Source organism: Treponema sp. HNW (assembly GCF_050320395.1).
In the GTDB taxonomy this organism is placed as follows: Bacteria; Spirochaetota; Spirochaetia; order Treponematales; family Treponemataceae; genus Treponema_C.
Genome location: NZ_CP144459.1, coordinates 1018902 through 1038813, shown reverse-complemented (window position 1 = coordinate 1038813; position 19912 = coordinate 1018902). Strand labels below are relative to the sequence as shown.

16 protein-coding genes are annotated in these 19912 nt (G+C 44.2%); 5 read left to right on the top strand and 11 right to left on the bottom strand.

The genetic code is table 11. The features are described from left to right. From V1L52_RS04850 to V1L52_RS04835, 4 genes are all read right to left on the bottom strand, one after another. Complete coding sequence (locus V1L52_RS04850; RefSeq protein WP_428771177.1) at positions 1–1110, bottom strand: ABC transporter substrate-binding protein; 1110 nt, start codon at positions 1108–1110, stop codon at positions 1–3. Positions 1111–1198: 88 nt separating this feature from the next. Next, on the bottom strand, positions 1199–2299 hold the full coding sequence (locus V1L52_RS04845) for a hypothetical protein (protein WP_428771175.1): 1101 nt from the start codon (positions 2297–2299) through the stop codon (positions 1199–1201). Continuing rightward, positions 2292–5327, bottom strand: coding sequence for an insulinase family protein (locus tag V1L52_RS04840; RefSeq protein WP_428771173.1), 3036 nt, complete (start codon positions 5325–5327; stop codon positions 2292–2294). The genes V1L52_RS04845 and V1L52_RS04840 overlap by 8 nt, the downstream gene beginning before the upstream one ends. Beyond that, entirely contained in the window at positions 5314–6618 is a 1305-nt protein-coding gene (locus V1L52_RS04835; protein ID WP_428771172.1) for a flagellar motor switch protein FliG, read from the bottom strand. Before V1L52_RS04835 ends, V1L52_RS04840 begins: the two co-directional genes overlap by 14 nt. 233 nt (positions 6619–6851) lie before the next feature. Between V1L52_RS04835 and V1L52_RS04830 the strand changes: the two genes are divergently transcribed. The 3 genes from V1L52_RS04830 (at position 6852) to V1L52_RS04820 (ending at position 9903) form a co-directional block, all read left to right on the top strand. Further along, positions 6852–8465 (top strand): IdeS/Mac family cysteine endopeptidase, encoded by a 1614-nt coding sequence (locus V1L52_RS04830; RefSeq protein WP_428771171.1) that lies wholly within the window; start codon positions 6852–6854, stop codon positions 8463–8465. Positions 8466–8687: 222 nt separating this feature from the next. Further along, positions 8688–8948 (top strand): hypothetical protein, encoded by a 261-nt coding sequence (locus tag V1L52_RS04825; protein WP_428771170.1) that lies wholly within the window; start codon positions 8688–8690, stop codon positions 8946–8948. Positions 8949–9039: 91 nt separating this feature from the next. Next, on the top strand, positions 9040–9903 hold the full coding sequence (locus V1L52_RS04820) for a hypothetical protein (RefSeq protein WP_428771169.1): 864 nt from the start codon (positions 9040–9042) through the stop codon (positions 9901–9903). Here the strand turns inward: V1L52_RS04820 and V1L52_RS04815 are convergent. From V1L52_RS04815 to V1L52_RS04785, 7 genes are all read right to left on the bottom strand, one after another. Then, positions 9848–10921, bottom strand: coding sequence for a hypothetical protein (locus V1L52_RS04815; RefSeq protein WP_428771168.1), 1074 nt, complete (start codon positions 10919–10921; stop codon positions 9848–9850). The two genes, V1L52_RS04820 and V1L52_RS04815, sit on opposite strands and share 56 nt — an antisense overlap. Before the next feature lie 31 nt (positions 10922–10952). Further along, positions 10953–11543, bottom strand: a complete 591-nt coding sequence (locus tag V1L52_RS04810; protein WP_428771167.1) for an SWIM zinc finger family protein — start codon at positions 11541–11543, stop codon at positions 10953–10955. A gap of 187 nt (positions 11544–11730) precedes the next feature. Next, positions 11731–12066: a hypothetical protein gene (locus V1L52_RS04805; protein WP_428771166.1), complete on the bottom strand. Its 336-nt coding sequence runs from the start codon at positions 12064–12066 to the stop codon at positions 11731–11733. Positions 12067–12281: 215 nt separating this feature from the next. Continuing rightward, entirely contained in the window at positions 12282–12926 is a 645-nt protein-coding gene (locus tag V1L52_RS04800; RefSeq protein ID WP_428771165.1) for a ribonuclease HII, read from the bottom strand. Between the two features lie 7 nt (positions 12927–12933). Then, positions 12934–15261, bottom strand: a complete 2328-nt coding sequence (locus V1L52_RS04795) for a hypothetical protein (protein ID WP_428771164.1) — start codon at positions 15259–15261, stop codon at positions 12934–12936. A 43-nt stretch (positions 15262–15304) separates the two neighbouring features. Beyond that, on the bottom strand, positions 15305–15919 hold the full coding sequence (locus V1L52_RS04790) for a phosphoribosyltransferase (protein WP_428771163.1): 615 nt from the start codon (positions 15917–15919) through the stop codon (positions 15305–15307). 438 nt (positions 15920–16357) lie between these two features. Beyond that, positions 16358–16633, bottom strand: coding sequence for a hypothetical protein (locus tag V1L52_RS04785; RefSeq protein WP_428771162.1), 276 nt, complete (start codon positions 16631–16633; stop codon positions 16358–16360). A 366-nt stretch (positions 16634–16999) separates the two neighbouring features. Between V1L52_RS04785 and V1L52_RS04780 the strand changes: the two genes are divergently transcribed. Beyond that, positions 17000–18043 carry an ABC transporter substrate-binding protein gene (locus tag V1L52_RS04780; protein WP_428771161.1) on the top strand — a complete coding sequence of 348 codons (1044 nt, stop codon included), beginning with the start codon at positions 17000–17002 and terminating at the stop codon, positions 18041–18043. A 145-nt stretch (positions 18044–18188) separates the two neighbouring features. Next, positions 18189–19889 (top strand): ABC transporter permease, encoded by a 1701-nt coding sequence (locus V1L52_RS04775; protein ID WP_428771160.1) that lies wholly within the window; start codon positions 18189–18191, stop codon positions 19887–19889. Positions 19890–19912 lie beyond the last annotated feature (23 nt).

Here is a 19912-nt window from a genome sequence, read left to right as displayed (position 1 = left end):
TCAGTGCTTGCCTCCGAACCCTGCCCCCTTGGCGGCTTCGGGGTTGGCCGATAAAATACCGTTTACCTGTTCATCGGTTAATTCATATTGATAGAATTTTTTATAATAGTCTTTAATTTCTTTTTTCATATCGTATTTAAATACATCGCCTTGCATAAGGTTTGCCATCCACATTGACATAAGCGGGGCATCTCCGGAAGGCGGAAACCAGCGGTATACACCGAGGGGTTCTTTATATACTTTTTTATTTTTAACGGCCTTTACGTTACTCCAATTTTGCCCGCGTATTTTATTTTCATATAAATCTTCAGGCATGGTCGCCGTAAAGGTGGTTAAAATAATGATATCCGGATTCCACTTATAGATTTGTTCCATATTGACAATCGAATGTCCCTGTATTTCGCGCGCAGCGTTGATTCCGCCCGTATTTTCAATCCAATTACCGCCGTAAAAACCGTTGCCGCTTACCGAAATGGAATCGGAGCTGTGGTTGAATACATACAAAACCTTCGGTTTTTTGTCGGCCGGTATTTTTTCAACTTTTGTTAAAATATCCTTTTGCACTTGCTTGCCGAACGCCAAAACGGCATCGACTTTTTTACTTTTTCCGAACATATCTCCCATGAGGGTCAGCCAGCTTTCCATAGTTACGATTACATCGCCGCCGCCTTGCGTTTTAACGCCTACAGCCGGAATACCCGCCGATTTAAATAATTCATACTGGTTCATATATTCGGCCCAATACATAACCGCATCGGGGCGCAGTTTCATCAGCTCTTCGATGTTTATATCGGTTCCGTTTATGAAATTAGACGGCACTTTCAAAAGCCGGGGAAACATAACGGACATAACCGAATTTTTTATGGCGCTGGTTGACCCCGGATGCATACCGACCAGTTTTTCTATGGGTTCACCCGTTAAAGCATAGATACTCGGAAGCGGAAGGGCGGTAAGAACGATTCTTTCCGGTTTTTGGGGAATCGTAACTTCCATATTGTTTTGGTCTATCACCTTTATAGGGGCGGAAGCGTCCTTAGCTTTTTTTTGACTATAGCCGGCTGCGGTGAAAAGCAGAATACACAGCGCGGCGGCACAAACCGTTTTTTTCATACAATAACAACTCCTTGAAATTTTGTTAGTTATAACTAATAAAAGAGAAATTATCATATTTTTTTAAGATAGTCAATAAATACGGTTTTTATATAAAATCCATCATATCGTATTCGCCGTATTCGCAAAACGAGTTTTCGATGTGTGCGGATTCTATGAGTTCAAGCTTTTTACCGCCCTTTTGAAAAAACTTTATTTCGCCGGTTCCGTTGCCGCAGCTCCATAAGCGGTTGTGGTATTTATTTCCGACAGGCGATTCGTAGTTCATAAAAAGGGTATCTTCTTTACGGCAATAGATATCCACGTCAAATAAGTATTTTGCGTTTTCCGCACAGATAAGCCAATGCAAATCTTCACTTCCCTCTCGGAATGTAAATGTTACCCTGCTCTTTTTTCGCAGGGCGGTTAAGCCGAAATCGTAATAAAGTCCTTCGTAGTAAAACACCGCCGTGTAAAAAGGAAGATTGCGCGCCCCCGTTTTTTTTGAACAGCCTCCCCCTATTGCAAAACAGGAGTCGGTCAGGCGGCGGCGCGTAATATCGCTGAGTACATTTGATGAAGCGACATACATAAAAGGGCTGGTAAAATCGCGGCCCCAAAATTTATCCGCATAACCGAAGGAGGTTTCAGGCTTTACACTGTATTCTTCATCGTTATATACCACCCTGCCCTTGTATTCGGTTTTCATTCCCTGCATATACCAATTCACTTCGTTAAAAGAATAGGGAAGACTTTTTTGCAAGCTTAAATCCCACGACATGGAACCGGCATCGCTCATGTATTCGGGATGCATGCGTACATCGTGTTCATTCATAAAAACCGAACCGGATAAAGAATCTTCGCTTATGTGTAAGGAATTCAGATTTAAATTGAGGCGGCGCCTTGCATACTGTACATCTTCGGCAGGATAAAATTCGTGAATTTGAGAGCCGTTTTTCCCCCATGAGCCGGCTTTTACCATAATATATGAGGGATAATATTTTTTTATCTTTTGCTCATATAATTGGCCGAATACCGGTTCATGCGGAGAGCGTGCGGGATTCATAATAAAAAACTCTATAAAAAAAGTTTTGCTTTTTCCCGTTTTAAGACTGTCGCCGGTAAATACATGGCGCCAGCACATAAAACCGTATTTTTTATAAACGCCGCGGGGCATTGCACTGTTTTTTCGTAAACCGTTTTTACTCATCTGATAATTCCGCCGTTGTAGGATAGAGGGGTAAGGGAATAATTATTCCTCCTTGTCCCGTATAGTTTCCGCATATAAGGGCCTGTTTGACCTTTTGCGCACGTTCACTTAAAGAAGCGGCGGCATTTCGGACATCTTTCTCTTGGGCACTCAAAAGCGCTGCGATTTTTTCTTCCCGCTCGTCATCACGAATACCGTATAAGGCGCGGATAAAACCCGTAAAACCGCGCGACGAGGGAGAACGCGGCTGCACTTCTTTACTGTAACAGCCCGTAATTGCGCGCTCAAGCACCGTTTTGGGTAAATCGGCACGGGCTGCCTTTTGCAGAGAATCGACAAATGTATCCAAAGAGCGCAGGGGATCGGGGTCCCTATAGGTGGCAAAAGAAAACACGCATTCCAATGCATCGCTGTAGGCAAAGGCCCCGTATGCGCCGCCGATGGTGCGTATTTTTTCCCATAAAACGTTATTTGTAAACCAATGTGCAAAGAGGGTTTCGTACACCGACTCCTTTGTTCCGAAGGGCGAGGAAGCAAAAGCGGCGGCGGCAAAACCCGTTTCCGAGGGAGCCGTATACACCGATAATGAAGCCTTCGATTCGTCCGTTCCGTCAAGGCAGGTTAAAGAAAACAAGTCTTTTATACCCGCTTCGGAAAACATCGGAAGACCTGCGGATAAGGCGGGCGCTTTAAAAGAAGCAAGACGGGGTTTTAATGCGCTTTTAGAGTTCTGTACGCCTTCCGCGTCCACAGTGATATTGATGCACAGGCCCGCAGAAAGCAGGCGGTTGTGAATCTTTTGCAGCTTTTCCGATAAAGCGTTTATATCCTGCAAAGCAAGGGCGCGCGCCGTATACAGCTGCGATAAACCGCTCCATATTTCTTCAACCGTTTTGGAACGGCTTAAAGAAGATGCACAGCGCGAAACGGCATAGCTGTGACCGGCGGGAATAATAGACGACATAAAATCGTTTCGGTACTCAAAGGCAAGGTCGCGCAGTCTTTTGGTATCGGAAAAATCGGGACTCTCAAAACAATCGAATAAAAGGCCTATACCCTCGGCTGCGTATTCGGCGAGGGTTTTGACACGGAGAAAAAGCCAATCGCGCCCCATAAGGGAATCCGTTTCGGCAAGGCTGCGTTTTTTTGCCCGGAGCGTCATCGACGAGGTGAACACCGAAGCCCCGAAGCCTCCGGTAATTTGCGCCGTTTTTGCCGCAGCCTCGGTCCAATTCATTCCCTTAAAGCCCGTATTGGTCAGCACTTGGGCATAAAAGGGTAAAAGAGGATAATCAGCAGCATCCAATATATCGACCGGAATTGCGGCATTTATATAGACGATTCCGTTTGTCGTTTCATTATGCACAAAAACGGGAATACCGCCTATTTCGGTTTTTTCGGTATGAATGATGTCAACCTTTTTTTCCAAGTCCGAAGGCTTTAAGTGCGGAATGAGAGAACGCAGGTCTTCATCGTTTTTTTGCTGATACGATTGAAGTTCTTCCCGCTCTTTTTTTAAGGTATCGGGCGAACTCGTACATGCGGCGCTTTGGGCCTTGTATGCTTTTTCGCGTTTTTTATCGTAGGCTTTATCGGGAACAACGGACAGTAAAAGACGGTGAGGATTATCGATTAAAAAGCGTTTGACCAGATTTTTAAGATATTCACCTCCGTCGGGAGCTTTGATTTTTTGCTTTACCTTTTCAAAGGCCGCCCGAGTGTGCAGGGCTGAAAAAGGATCACCTCCTCTCAGCCAGCCGCGGAAAGCCCTTCTCATAAGAACTAATGACCAGGGGCCCGAAGAACGCTGTACTTCGCGCAGTGAAAAATCAACCGACATAAGAGCCGCCTTAATATCGGAGGCATCAAAACCGGAAGCGGCAATATCGTTTAACACCTTCATAATGCACTCTTCTATTTTATGTGCATTGCGTTTTTTTACGCCGCGCATACCGCAGGAAAGTATTAAACGGGCAAGTTCGGTTTCCAAGCCGCTGTTGGGCGAGGTGTCTTCTCCCAAACCCGACTCGACCAGGGCCTTTGTAAGGGGAGATGCATCGTGTCCCATTAAAAGTTCGGATAAAATACCGGCTTCCATGTACTCATTCATATCGGAAGAAGGACCGAATACCCAGTTAAGCAAAACGCTTGCCCCCGTCTCTCCCCCGCAGGCAGGCCCAGGCACTTCAACAAAACGCGGTTTATCAAACGAACACTTGAACAAGCTCCGTTCCGAATCACTCACGGATTCGGTACAAGCGTGACGGGCCGAATCCTTCAGAGGTTCCGCATCCTCCGGCAAGAGGCCGGATAAAAAGCGTTCTTCGATAAAATCAAGCTGAGTTTCGGAAGGAATATTCCCGTATAAAAAGAGGCGGCATTTTGAGGGGCTGTAATGCTCGGCATGAAAGGCTCTCAGTTTTTCCAATGTTAAATCGGTAATGTGAACCGGGTCTCCTCCCGAATCGAAGGCATAGGGAGTATCGGGAAAGGCATAGCGGATTACACAGTCCGATACGATACTGTCAAAACTCGAATAAGCCCCCTTCATCTCGTTATAGACAACGCCCTGTATTGAAATACGTCCGTCCTCGTCGGCTTCAAAGCGGTGAGCTTCCTGAGCAAAGGTTTCCTTTAAAAGAAGCGGATTAAATACCGCATCACCGTACACTGCCATTAAATTAAAATAATCGGCTTTAACCATGGACGCGGCCGGATAGAGGGTTTTATCGGGAAAGGTCATCGCATTTAAAAAGGTTTTTACGCTTTGACTGTTTAACTGCATAAAGGGATCTTTTAAAGGATAGCGCTTTGAACCGCATAACACCGAATGCTCCAAAATGTGGGCAGCTCCGTCGGAACTCGGATTTAAGGTTTTAAAACCGAAGGCAAAAAGGTTTTCTTCATCGTCGTTTAAAAGATGGAACACTTCCATTCCCGTTTTTATGTGGCGGAAAAAAAGCCCCTTTGACTTATAGTCGTCGAATTGTTCGGTTCGCATCAATTCCCAATTTTTATACGTAGACATCCTCATCCCTTCCTTTGATTGTTAATCTTCCTTCTTCCCATGCGCTCCTGAGTACGGCAAAAAAAGCCTGCGTTGCCTCATCGCTTTCTTTTTTGCGGACGGGAAGTTTGAGCTGCTCTTCTTCCAAAACCGCATCGCCTCGCCCTTTAGACATATTACGAAAAATTTTGGTGCGAAAAGCCTCTTCTTTACCTGCTATAAGCAGGACTATATTGTCATCACTCATCGAGCGCAGTACATTTTGTATAAAACGGTCGTCGGCGTTTATAATATCGTCAACCGTAAACAAGCGGTTACGCAAATCGTCGCTCAATTCGGGATCCTGCTCGCCGAGTACCGACAAAATCGATTTTTCCGCACCCGGCTCCATCTTCTTCAATATTTCCGCCAAAGCTCCGCGGCCGTCTATCGCCGACCCCGTTTCCGTACTCAGATTTTGCAGTTTTTCACGCATAGCGCGGTCAACCCGTTTCACCACATCCGTCGAAACGGCGGGAAACTTTGCCATGCGGCTTATGATTTCTTTTTGCCGTTCCTTTCCGCAAGCCTTTATAAAATCGGCGGCAAGAGCGGGTTTTAAGCGCGAAAGTACGAGGGTTTGAACAGGAATCGATTCGTCCTTTAAAAGCAGGTTAAGGCGTTCGGCGCTTATTTCCTGCAAATAATCGAAGGGCACCCCCTCGGGATAGGGAACCGATTTTGAAAGCATAGCCTGAGCCTTATCGGCACCGAAGGCTTTTTCCAAAATACTGCGCGCCGTTTGTACACCGCCTGTTTGGCGGGACTGCTCCAACAGGGATTGAAACTCGGCAAAGATGAGGGCGGCTTCGTCCTTTTCGACACTGCGTATGGAAGCGATTTCGGGAATGATTTTTTCGGTTTGTTCGGCGGTTAAATGGGGAATAACCTTTGCCGCCTCGTTTACGCCGATAAGCAATAAGAATTTGGCAACCCTGCGGTACACCGAATCCCGTTCGGTTTGCAGGGCAGTTCCGATAGGGACACCGGAGAATGCAGTCCCCGAAGACGGAGCGGCGGACGCGGCCGACGCGGCGCCAGACGCCGGCTTTGCAGCCTGAGCTGCGGCCGCAGAAGACTCGGCCTTCCCTCCCGACGCGGGCGGCACGGAAGGCGTCGGCGTTTTTGAGCTTTTTACAAGCTTTAAAAGCCCGTCGCGCTCCATCAGTTCATCTATATACGTGCGCACCTTATCGGGCTTGCCGGCCTTTGTATCCCGCTGCCTTTCCGCCGTTTTTTTATAGGCTTCTATGCGCTTATCGTTCAGGTTCATACTGCATAATAACAGTTTACGCGCGGGGGTGCAAGGGTTTTTACGCGCACCTCCGTGCATTGACAATAACCCGTTTTATCGGTATCTTTTAAGTGCAATTATGTATTGTTCCCTCGTTTCAACAAACAGTTCGTTGAGCTTATATTCGGCGGATTTATTCTCAATAAAATATGTAACATACAGCACTTGAAATTTCGCCGAATATTATACCCGTATTTTTGAAGGAGTATATTATGATTCATACAAAAAAATCTAAAATCTTTTTTATAGCAGTGTTGAGTGCGGCACTTATGCTGTTTTTAGGCTGTCCGGCCGTTGGAGTTAAGCCCGGCAATGCCGGCTCCCAAAAGAAGCCGAATACACAGAATACACAAAAACCGGACAATTCCGGACAACCCGCTCCGTTTATACCGGAGTATGTTCCGGTAACTGAAGTTGTTCTTCACGATGTAAATGATAAGCCCATACCTGAAACCATAGTAATTAACGTAGGGGAGCAGTATAGATTGAAGCCCGTTATTAAACCGGAAAATGCTACGGACAAAAAAGTCAGATATGAGCACGGAGACGGAGTCTCTATTACGGAAGACGGTCTTGTTACAGGTAAGAAAAAGGGAGCCGAAACCCTTAATGTCTGGGTTGACGGAAAGAAATATGTTTCCGCCGGCTTTCAGATAAAAAGCGATTCCACCATTGACTTCGATAAAACGGAAATAAAAACGGACTATACTACTGACTCGACTGCAGTGGTTATTACAAAAAAATCCGCTCATTCGGTATATCATTGTACCCTTAGGTATGCCGACGGGAAAGGCAATTGGGTGAACCGGGTAACAGCTTCGAACGGCCTAAAAGATACAATTACCGTAGATATTGAAGAAAATAAATCGGCATTTGAGCGAAGGGCGTATCTTGTGTTTAAAAGCGATAGCACTAATAGAGCAAAACTCATTCGTGAAATACCGATTATTCAAGAAGCTCATCCCAATCCTGTACTTAGAACCGAATGGGTGCACGGTATAACGCCGCCTTCCGGCACTGAATTGGAGTACGGCGGGCATAATGTAAATCCCAAATATGGTGTCTGGAAAGAAACTTCAACGACTACGTGGTTTAATGCAAAAAAATCACAAGATAAGACAGATAGTGAGATGTGCTGGGCAATGTCAACCGCCGATCTGTTACATTGGTGGATGAAGCAAAATGAAGAGAACCTGAAGCGTGTTATTCAACAAAAAGGCATATCTTCCGGTACTGATGAATATAAATTATATCTGGGTGAATATAATAGAAATTTATCGGAGCGAAAAAGCGGTGTTGCCAATGTGTTCCGAAAACGTTTTACAAATCATGTGCACGGTACTGCATTAAATAGTGCTGTCGGCTGGTATTTATTGGGTATGACTGCCGGAGGAGAGCTAACCCCTCAGTATAGTTCAGAACCGGCTCCCGGTATTGTAAAAGGTATATTTTCCGATTTAAATGAGCTTATAAAACCGAGTTATGCACATGATAAACAGGAGTTTAAAAAAACAATAAAGGCTGCACTTGACGAACACAACGCTTTTGCAGTGCAGTTTATATTGGGAAAAGCCGGTCTTCATGTAGTTACCGTCTGGGGTGTTGAATTCGATGCCGATGAAAATATAACCGCATTATGGGTTTCCGATTCCAATGATGCAAACTCCCAGCTCACTAAATTCGGCGTGCATTATCCCAATGGGTTACCGCATAAAATAAATTATGCTGTAGCCAATGATAAAGGTGAAACGCTTATCACCGATGTAATTACCATGAAAAATGCCAAACAGCAATTTAAAACATGGCTGGATAGTAATAATTATTGATAATAAAGAGGGCTGTCTGAAAACGTCGGTTCTACAGGGCAGCCCCCCAGCCTCTTTTTCCCACCTCGCAAAAACCTATACAAGACAGCGATTTTCAGGATTGATGATGAAGCCTTTGAAAAAAAACTTATCGCTCATAAACGGGCGGCCTATGAAGAAGGCTCCATTTCCAACAAAATCTCGCTCTATGAAGCGCAAAAGCCAAAAAGTACGACTGAACTTATGGAAAGCCCTCCCGTTACCTATATCGACAATACTTCCGCCGAAAGCGCTCGGCAAAACCCGATTGACGATATGCCGCCTGAACGCACTGTGGAAAAACCCGGGGGAGAAAACCTGCATAAGGCTGCAGACAGGCTGTTTCCGAAAGATACGGAAAGACAGAGCCGCACCAAAAGCCGCTGCCGAAGACTTATGAAAAAAAGCGGCAAAAGTTATCGACACGAAAGACGGCAAAAGCCTCTTTACACTGCAAACGGATGACGGTTACGAACTTCTTTCGCAGCTCATTCCCTTTTTACAAAGCGAAACTAAGGGAAACCGGCTGTGGGCTATGCAGTACAAAGATTAAGATATGAAAAAAAACGAGCCGTATAAAAAGGAAGTAATTGCAATGATCCGCCGTACACTCCGTTATAAAAAAGACTGCAGTGCTTCCCCCTCAATAGGCTTTTATTGCCTTAACTCTCGCGGCAGCGAAATTATTCATATCTGCAAAGAAAATCTGCAAGAGGGGAAACGGTATTGGAAATGGATTCTGTGTTCAAAGGAGGCGGCTGACTATCGGAATAAAGTGAAAAATCTTTTTCAGTTTGACGACAAAGAAGCAATGCCTCCTCCGATGGGCGAAGTTGTTTTCGATACCGTGCATAAAAGGTCGATTATCTATTTCGGAAACCGTCTCACCTGCGGTATGAAGTTTCAACTCATCAAAGCCTTTTCTCTTTCGCTTTTTAATACCCGTTTTGTATACGAACTGCAGTATCAATTCCCCATGCCCGTGAACATAAAAGATAACCGGCGAGAAAACCGTGCCATTATACAGGCAGGAACCTGTTTGCCTAAACACATCACGGATCTGCCCGTACATATTTTTGTCGATGAAAACGGCGTATGGAAAAAAAGCGGCAGTAATTTTTTGCGTTTTCAAGCCGACACGGGCGATAAGAAAATGCCGTCAAAGTTTTGTATTCCGATAACCGTAAACGGAACCGCACCGAAGATATCGGCACAAGGGGCACCCCTCCCTCTCAGCGTTGGGCACGTGCAAAAAATAAAAAACTATGTAAAAGCCAATGCGAAACTCTTAGTCCGCCTGTCTTCAGACGACGATTTTGACATTATCTCTTATATCGAATTGCAAAAAAATAAGCCGGACTCCGTTATACCTTCACGCGGCTCAACTCATCCATCATTGCGGGACGATTTTTATACGTGATACGGAACTCTTCCAAAATACCTTTTACGATTTCTTTTCCGCCGGAATAGGACTTCATCCGCTTTAAATAACCGGCAATTTCCCCGTAGACGGCTCTTCCCGAAACCGGCTCAGCCATTGAGCGTATTACGGCTTCATATTTTTTCAGTATCCCCTCGGGATCCAAATCCCTTATTTTATCCTCATAGTATATAATATAATAGAGTCCATCCTGATGTAAGGCTTTATCCAAAATCCTGTCGTAAAGCCCCTCATAGTCATAGAGTGTATACACATTTCTTGCGTAGGCAAAAATCTTTTCGCGTTCGTTTTTCCATTCATCTTCGGTATACAGAATTTTCAGTTCTTTATATATTTCAAAATCACCCCTAGCATATTTCAGCACCAGATTCCATAATTCCCGTTTATAATCTTCCGCTCGATTTGTTTTTAAATACAGGTCTTTTAATATGTAACTGTACTTATGCACAATGCCCGGAAGATTTTTAAATAGCTCTTTGCCCTCATCAAGAAGCACGATCGCTTCATCAAGGCGCTCTGTCCTTATACATTCTTCAATATAGTATGTTCTTATATCGGTAAAACCCATATACCGCTTACAATATGCATCTATATCCTCTTGCGCAAATAAAAGCTGTTTCATCACCTGAATACGATACTGAACCCATTTGGAAATATTGTAATCATCCGTAGAAAACAATGACTCGATATATGAGGCACGCTCATTTTGAGAATCACTGCCCGGTTCCGATAAAAGACGTATATGTGTGTCGCATAAAATCAGTTTATCATGTAAAAAGTCATTTTCGGAAAAATTATCAAACAACACTCTCTCGATATACTCTTCCATGTAATCGGGAATATCTTTTTCAAGTATTTTTTTTATTTGTTTATACATCGCTTGCTTTAAATCCGTACCGCAAAGCAAAAATAAATCACGCCACAAATCAGCACAAACCAAAGCCAAAGAGGAGAGAACACCGTCCGAATCGTCAATATTAACACTGCATAATTTCATAAAAGAGTAGCGGATAAGTTCAAAAGCGGGATTATATGCCCCCCCTTTGAATCAAAGCCCCCACCTTCTCTTCCAAAAATTCATACAATTCCCGCTCAAAATACCGTGCATCACTATATGAAATAAAACCGTGCCTGTCGGCATTGCGCTTACAAACGGAATTTATTTCTTTTTTTAGAATTTTAACATCGATATCGGAGATATCGGGATTACACAGTATTTTAAATGTTTCACGCAGCATTTCATTTTTTTTTAAAACATCAATTACAAAGCGGTTTACCGTTTCGGCATCGGCATTTTCCACAAGGGTTTTGACGGAATCGTTTTTTGCGACAGACGGAGTATCAGTAGAAGGAGTATCATCAAAGGGATTCTCATCCGCACGGTATAAAACCGCCGCCATGTGTTTGCACGTGTGTCCTTCGGATGCATAGGGACAGGAGCAATACATATTGTTTATGCGGCCGCCGGATAAGATAATTTCAACATCATAAACCTCATTGCCGACAACGGAAGCGGTAATGGTATTGCCTTCTTTTTTAAATTTTTCTACTGCTCCTGCATTATAATAATCAAATCCGCGTGCCGTTACTTTATCGGAAAATAAGTTTTGCCAATCCATATAATCCTCACATTATAATTATAAAAATCTGAATAAATGTGAGTTCATAGCTCATTTTTATTCCGATATCGCTTAATGAAAAATTTTTGTTCATAAAAGGACTCCTAATATTCTTACAAAAAAATCGCACTAAAACCCACTCCACAATAACGGCTTTTATATTTTAGCACCTCAGGCTTATAGGCTTTTAAAAATAATCTGTTGTTCCTTCAGAGAGGATATCAACATACTGTCTATATACATATTGTTTATACCTCTGCTTATCTTCAACCAATTCTAAAATTTTAAGTTCCGTTAAAGTTTCCAACAGTTTATTTACAGTCGGTTTACTTAAACTCAATAAGTGTCTAACATCTTCCGTTTTTAAAAACGGATGTTTTAGTGCATACTCATACACTGACAGAAGATTGGAAACATTTCCTTTTTGTATGGTACGAATTTTTTCCGTATCGTCATTTTTTAATTTTATAATCTTTTGTATTGAGAAAATTGCATTTTCAGATACTTCGCATATTCCTTGCATAAAAAACTTAATCCATGCTTCAAACTCTCCCTTTGTACGGACATTGTTAAGGAGTTCATAATATTTATTTCTATTTTCATGATTTTTACCTTTTAAGTAAAATTCTCTTTACTTAGAACAGACGTATCATTTCTAAGTAAAATAATCAATCATTTTTTTTACTTAAAATAGATTTTTTTATAATATGCCGGCCCGTTCCGGTGAAAAAGGCCCCCTCAATACGAAAAGCTCATGCGCTGGATGGGAGAGGGGCCGATTTCGCGGCAGATTTTGCGGTGTAAGGAGGTAGGATAGCCCTTGTGTTTTTCGTAGCCGTATGCGGGATACAGTTGTGCGTAGGCGCACATAATGCGGTCGCGCTCGGTTTTTGCCAAAATAGAGGCGGCCATAACGGCGGGGATTTCGGCGTCGGCTTTAACGCGCGCTTCGCATACGATGTCGATATGTGCCCCGTCCGTATGTACACCGGTTAGTTTTATAGGGTCTACGTCCGGCCGGGCATTGCCGTCGGCTATACAAAGAATCGAAAAATCGCAGGCAGGAACGCCCGTACAAAAAACCGCACACAATTTTGTATACAGTTTTTCAAGGGCCTGCTCAAAGGCCTGTTTCATCGCGAGTAAGCTTGCCTGTAAAATATTGATGCGGTCTATTTCTTTTTCGCCGACCGAAGCCACCGCCCAGGCGAGAGCTTTTTCTTTTATCACGGCTTCAGCGGCAAAACGCTTTTTTTCGGACAGCTTTTTGGAATCGTTTAAAATTTCAAGGGGAAAATCGTCGGGAAGAAAAACCGCCGCAGCGGTTACCGGTCCTGCAAGGGGTCCCCTTCCCGCCTCATCCAAGCCGCATATCAAACGCATACAAAGCCTATAAGCTGCCGGGTGCCAAGCCGCCGGATGTCAAACCGCTGTACAGCGAAGAAAAACCGCTATAAATATTCGTCTCGGGCGGAACTGAAGAAGAGTTCGATTTCAGAGCCGCATTGCCGCCCAAAGGAGTATTCGACCACACGGCAGAGGCTGCTCCCGTCTTACCCGAAAAAAGCTTTTGCGACTCTAAAAACGCTGCCGGATTTTCTGCAATAAAGCGGTTTGAGTTCAGCGTAAATCCCGAATCGGTAAATTCAAGGGCTCGTACAAGCTTTCCCATGAGCGTAAACGAGGAGTCTTCTATTACCGCCGAACTGCGCAGACTTTTTAAGCCCAAAGCCGTAGGTGCAATCACCAGAGTACGCAGATTCTTTAATTCCGCAACCGAAGCATGAGCACTCACGGCTTCCGCATAGACTGCAGCTTCCACACTTATGCCCGAATCTTCCATAAAAAGCGAAGAATTATTTAAGGCAATGCAGGAGGCGCTGTTCCCGTCTTTACAAATCAGTTCGGCTCCCGAAAAAAAGAGACGGGCGTTTTCCGCTTCTATCAAACGGTTTTGAAAAACATCGCTCGGGCCGCCGAAATGCTGCTCAAGACTGGAATGCTCTAAAGAAAAAGAAGCATCGGTGATTTTAAGAAAGCCTCCCTTTTCAAATACGAGGCGCGTATTTCCGTCACCGATTATCTGTGTATCACGGTTGAATTCAAGAGCATGAACTCCGGTAAAAGAACCGCTCATAAAACAGCGCGTAAACGAAGCGGGAGACTTTTGCAGCGCCCCATAGAGGCTCGGAAAATCCGCAAAGGGCTTATCGGGAGAACCGTCCGCAGCTTCCGATGCGCCGTCTGCTGCCGCATAATAATTAACCGTATCTACAACCGTTTGAAAACGTACCGTATCGCTTCGATTACCCGCAGTATCGCGGCTGTATGCATAAAGGGTATATAAAAGCGCATCTTTTTCTCCGGCCTTTAAATACGGATTTTTTCCCGAAAGCCGCACAAAATCTTCATCTTTGACGCTCGGAGCTTCATCATTGATTTTTTGAATATCGGAGGCGGAAAATCCGGTTTTCGATTTTATAACGGGCGCAGCATAATAATAGACATCGGCATCGCTTTTTAAAGTCAACTGAAGGGGATTGCGCGCATAAAAATCGATTTCGGAGGAAACAAACACGGGAGGTAAAGGCGGAATCTTATCGATTATAAAGGATGGACGTACACTGCCCTGCCGTACTCCCCTGTAATACACATCGATATTTTGCGAAAAACCCAATGCATCGCCTTCAAGAACATCGACAATAAAGACCGGCGTATAGCGTTTTTGCCCGTCTTTGGCGGTTATGCAAAATAAAAAATCGGGAGCCGAAAATGACAAGCGTACGGCAGTATTGACAACCGCATGAGAAGGCTCTCCTCTCAGTTCCGGACGTGCAGGAACAAAAAAAGTATTAAAATCAGCGGAATCGTCCATGCGCAGGTTTTTCGGTTCTCCCTGTGCCCAGCGTATACTCCTGTCTTTACTGCGCTCTATGTGTATCTTACCCGATTCGCTTACACGAACGGCTTGCCCGTCAATAGAGTACACAAGGGGTTTTTGCGTATTAAAGAGGGCGTAGTTCCAATCGATAAATTCGATCGGGGGCTTTACATCGGTTTGAGCAGTGTATTCGCCAGCAATTTCCGCTCCCGCTGTACCCGCATCGCCTCCGGTACGCAATACATAGCGGAACGGGAGCTCTCCGTCATAGATAACAAGGGGTACATAGCGTTCAAATACCGTAGGCTCGCTCAAACCGAGACGGCGGCCCGAAAAAAAACGGCCGGTATTTCCTATCGTATACGAAATATTCTGCGGTATGTCTATAAAGCAGGAAGCGTTGATGTCCATCAAAGCGCCGTTTACCGAGGAAGCAGCGTTAAGGGATTTCGCAGGCGAAGCGGCCGAACGCTCAAGGGCGTCACGGATATAAGACGGGGTTTCTTTTATAACAACGGTATACGGAATTTCAAAACGCCGTACGGTACCTGAAGATTCTACGGTAACAAGCAAAAGGCGGACATTTCCGCTCACATTCAATACAACGGGACCGTCATAGGCAAAGCCCGAAACAACCGGGTCTTCCCCGTTCAAAGAATAAAAGGCTTCGGCTCCCGCGGGTAAATCGAGTACCAAACTTTGATAATTTGCCCACACACCCTCGGCAGGACTTAAAACGGGAGAGACGGTTTGCGCATACAAGGAAAAGGCACAAGAACCGAAGCATAAAAACGCGGTTAAAAATAAGCATGAACGGAAAAAGCCTTTTTGTTTCATATCCTTTCTCCACAGTTCCCCATGCCGGACAGTTCCTTGCTTTTCAAGCCTGATTGTCCGAAAACAGAGGCTCCAAAACCTCGCGCAATTCGGGATCGGAAGCGTAATAATATTGCTCGCGTTCTTCCGCCGTTAAACCGACCAGTTCATGGCTTAAATAATGAAGCCAATCATCTTTTTCGCGGTTCGGCAGGGTAAATTTGCGGCACCAATAATCGGGCTGAATCGGAAGCTGTTCTTCAAGCTCGGTAAAATACTTGTAATCATGGACGGCGACCTTTATATCCTTGCGCGGAATACCCTTTTCCAAAAGGATTTCAACCAAGTGATTGATTGTTTTTCCGGTATCGAAAATATCGTCGACAAGGAGGATACGGTCACCGGGGCGCAAGTGCTCGGGCGAATACGTCCACCCGTCAACCATAACGCGGCTGTGACAGCGTATATCGGAGTACGAACGGGCAACAACGGCGGCATATAAAACCGGATGCACGTCCTTTCGCGCAAGTTTAAAATATTCACTCAAAACGTTGGCAACGTAAGCCCCGCCCCTGAGCGACACGTAAATAACATCGGGAATAAAACCGTCCTGAACAATACGATGCGCCATTTTTAAAGCATTATTGCGTATCATATCGGACGACACAAATTCTTTCATTAAATCAAACTCCTGTACCAATCAATCAGCGTTTCTTTATAATAGCACAGGAATAGGGTTTTCGACAAGTGAATGTCCGTGCTCACTGCAATTAGACACAGGATTTCACGTATTAACGGATTTTTATTTTATTTTTGTTCTCATGTTAAAGAATTCTTTTGCAAAGTTAAACTTCAAAAAGATAATTGCTTTATAGAAATCAATTTTTGAAAAGTTATATTATTGTTGTATAACTTTAATTTTTGCAGATGTAAAACCATCAGGGATTTCTTTGCAGCCGTTCCATAAATATTCAGCATCTTCAATCATGTATTCGCAAAGTGTCTCCGGGATTTGCTAAACCTCATGAAGTACCGCTTCGCAATCTTTTTTCATTACAGAAATCATACATCTATCATTCAGTCCATGAAAAAAAATTTGACGGATGCTTGATTAGAACTATAATTTACATTTTTTATTTGCTTCACAAAATGCTCTTCTTGCTGCATAGGAAAACCTGTCTTTTTGATCTAACTTAATTATATGGTACCTAGCACCTTCCGCATGTGTAAAGAAGGATGGGGCTTTCAGTATTTTAATATGCTTAGGCTCAATATCTTTTTCAGTTATATGTTTTCCGTCTTCTGTCGTTTTAGCTATAGCAATTATCGTTTTTCCCTTAGTATTGCCACATAATGATTCCGCTTTACTTTGCTCTTTAAAGGACTTTTGCATTTCCGACAAATATAATTTTCTGTTTCCAAAATATATCGAAAACCGGAATATTTCCCCATCGGGAGCCGACTTTCCAAACTTTTGTACTTCGACTATGTAACTTGTTATCACTTATATTTCCCATTTATTATATTCCATTTCTCTAGTTATTTATCGATTAATATGATTATATTTTAGATGTTATGTACACCTCTTAAAATAAACATTTCATTGAGACACACCATTCATCATTTTCAAATACCATATCGGGAAAAATTTCACGAAAAAAGCGGTCTTTTCGCCTTGCACTTTAGCATAAACGGGTTTATACTGAATAAACAAAAAAAGCATGATTATCATGCAATCTTATCTTTTAAGGAGTATCCGATGAAAAAAGTATCGGTATTGTCGGTTTGCCTTTTGATTGCCGCAGTTTTATTTGCCGGCGGAGCAAAAGACAAAAATGCGGGAGAACTGGTTGTATACGGTTCCTGCGAAGAAGAACACCTCGCCGCCATCTGCGCGGAATTTGAGAATTTGACCGGTGTAAAAACCACCTTCCAGCGCTTGTCTACCGGTGAAGTATACACAAAGATTGAGGAAGAAAAGGGTAATCCTTCAGCCGACGTATGGTTCGGCGGCACCACCGACCCCTATAACATGGCTGCACGCAAGGGCCTTCTTATGCCGTACAAAGCCGAAAATGCAAAACACCTGGTCGGCAGTCAGTACAAGGACAAAAACGACAATTGGCACGGTATTTACCGCGGTATTCTTGGTTTCTTTTGGAACAAAGAAGAATTGGCCCGCTTAAAGATTCAGCCGCCGAAAGACTGGGACGATTTATTAAAGCCCGAATACAAGGGACTTATTTCCTTTGCAAACCCGAACACCGCCGGAACGGGAAAACTTATCGTAAATACCATCGTTCAAATGCGCGGCGAAAAAGCGGCTATGGAATATTTTAAGGCTTTGGATAAAAACATCGCCCAGTATACCAAGTCCGGCTCCGGCCCTTCAAAACTCGTTCCCACCGGCGAAATAGTCATCGGTATCGGCTTTTTGCACGATGTCGTATATCAGATTGTAGACAACGGTTACGATAACATCGGTATGACCGCCCCCGCCTCCGGCACCAGCTACGAAATCGGAGCTACGGCGATATTCAAAGGTGCAAAAAATATGGATAATGCCAAAAAATTCATTGAATATGCCCTTTCCCCGGCGTGCGTAAACCTCGCACAGGAAAACGGAGCCTATCAGTTCCTCGTTATCGATAACGCAAAACCCGTTGCCGCAGCCGTTAAAGCCGGTTTGGATAAAATTGAAACGATTATGTACGATTTCGACGATGCCGCCGCAAACGGCCCCAAATACGTCAAAGCCTTTTTTGAAAGTATCGCAAACGATTCGCGTGTCAAAACAAAATAAGGCGGTTAAACAGGTGCCGTTAAGAGGCGGCTTGTCGTAAAAATAAACGGCTTGTAAACCTCGGCGGCACATTCTCTGCAATTTATCGGCGGCTTTACACAGGCGGTAAAGCCGCATTTTGTATCTTATTACGAGGAAGATCCGTATGTCTTTTTCACAAAAAAAAGTGCTCGACAGAAAAAAATTATTTGCGGATCCGTTTTTAATAACGGTTATCGCCGGTATTTTTTTATTTTTAATGCTTTTTATTTTATATCCCTTAAGTATTTTGCTCATCGACAGCGTCTATCCCGAAGGGAAATTCACTTTTTCGGTTTTTGCCGAAATCTTCGCAATGCATGCATTCAGAAAAGCCATTACAAACACCCTTTTTTTAGGCTTGATTACCGGCATAGGGGCGACCGTCATCGGCTTTTTATTTGCCTATGTGGACGCCTACGTCGACGTAGGTTCAAAAGGAGTACAGCGACTTTTTAATGCAATCTCCATCCTGCCCGTTGTATCGCCCCCCTTTGTTTTATCCCTTTCGGCGATTTTGCTGTTCGGCAGAACCGGCATAATCACACGAGGCTTATTCAACATGAATTCAACCGGGCTCTACGGTCTTCCCGGTATAGCCCTTGTACAAACCCTTACCTTTTTTCCGGTTTGTTACCTCATGCTTAAAGGCTTGTTAAAAAACATAGACCCTTCGCTTGAAGAAGCTGCCCGCAATATGGGTGCCTCGAGGTTTCACGTATTTACCACGGTAACCCTCCCCCTCCTCCTTCCGGGAATCGGAAACGCTTTTCTTATAACCTTTATAGAATCCGTGGCCGACTTTGCCAACCCGATGATTATCGGCGGCAACTACGACACGCTGGCTACTTCAATATATCTTCAGCTTACGGGCGCCTACGATAAAAGCGGTGCAACAGCTATGGCCGTTGTTTTGCTGACCATATCGATGGGCCTTTTTATCATGGAAAAGTACTATTTGGAGCGCAAATCGGTTGCAACCCTTACCGGAAAAGCATCCCGTGCACGCGCCCTTATGACGGATAAAAGCGTACGTATTCCGCTTACCGTTTTTTGCGTTCTTGTAACCCTTTTTGTATTGATAATGTACGCCCTCGTTCCCCTCGGTTCTCTTTTTAAACTCTGGGGCAGGGATTACAGTCTTTCGTTAAAATGGTACGAATATGTATTTAAAAACCGCGGTTACCGCGTTTTTACGGACTCCATCTCCCTTTCGCTCATCGCCTCTCCACTCACCGCCCTTTTGTCGATGCTGATTTCCTATCTTGTCGTAAAGCGCACATTTGCAGGCAAAGGCTTAATGGAATTTACCGCCATGCTTGCAATGGCCGTTCCCGGAACCGTTTTGGGTGTCGGCTTTATACGCGGCTTTAACGGCGGATTGTTTCATACGGGCTTTATGCAGGAGCTGTACGGAACCGGAGCCATACTCGTTATCGTATTTATCGTGCGTTCCCTTCCGGTCGGTACGAGAAGCGGTATTGCCGCCCTGAGGCAAATAGACCGCTCCATCGAAGAATCCGCCTACGATTTGGGGGCCGACAGCGCAAAGGTATTTACAACGGTAACATTGCCGCTCATTAAAGAATCCTTTTTCAGCGGTTTGGTAACCACCTTTGTCCGCTCAATAACGGCTATTTCGGCCATCATTTTGCTTGTAACACCCAAATATCTGCTTATAACCGTCCGCATAAACGAGCATGCCGAAAAGGGCAACTACGGAGTCGCCTGTACCTATGCGACTATTTTGATTTTAATCACCTATGCGGCAATAACTTTAATGAATTTCTTGCTGAAACGCTTCGGCACCAGCAAGGTGCGGTACTGAAACCGCAGGTTTATCACAGGAGG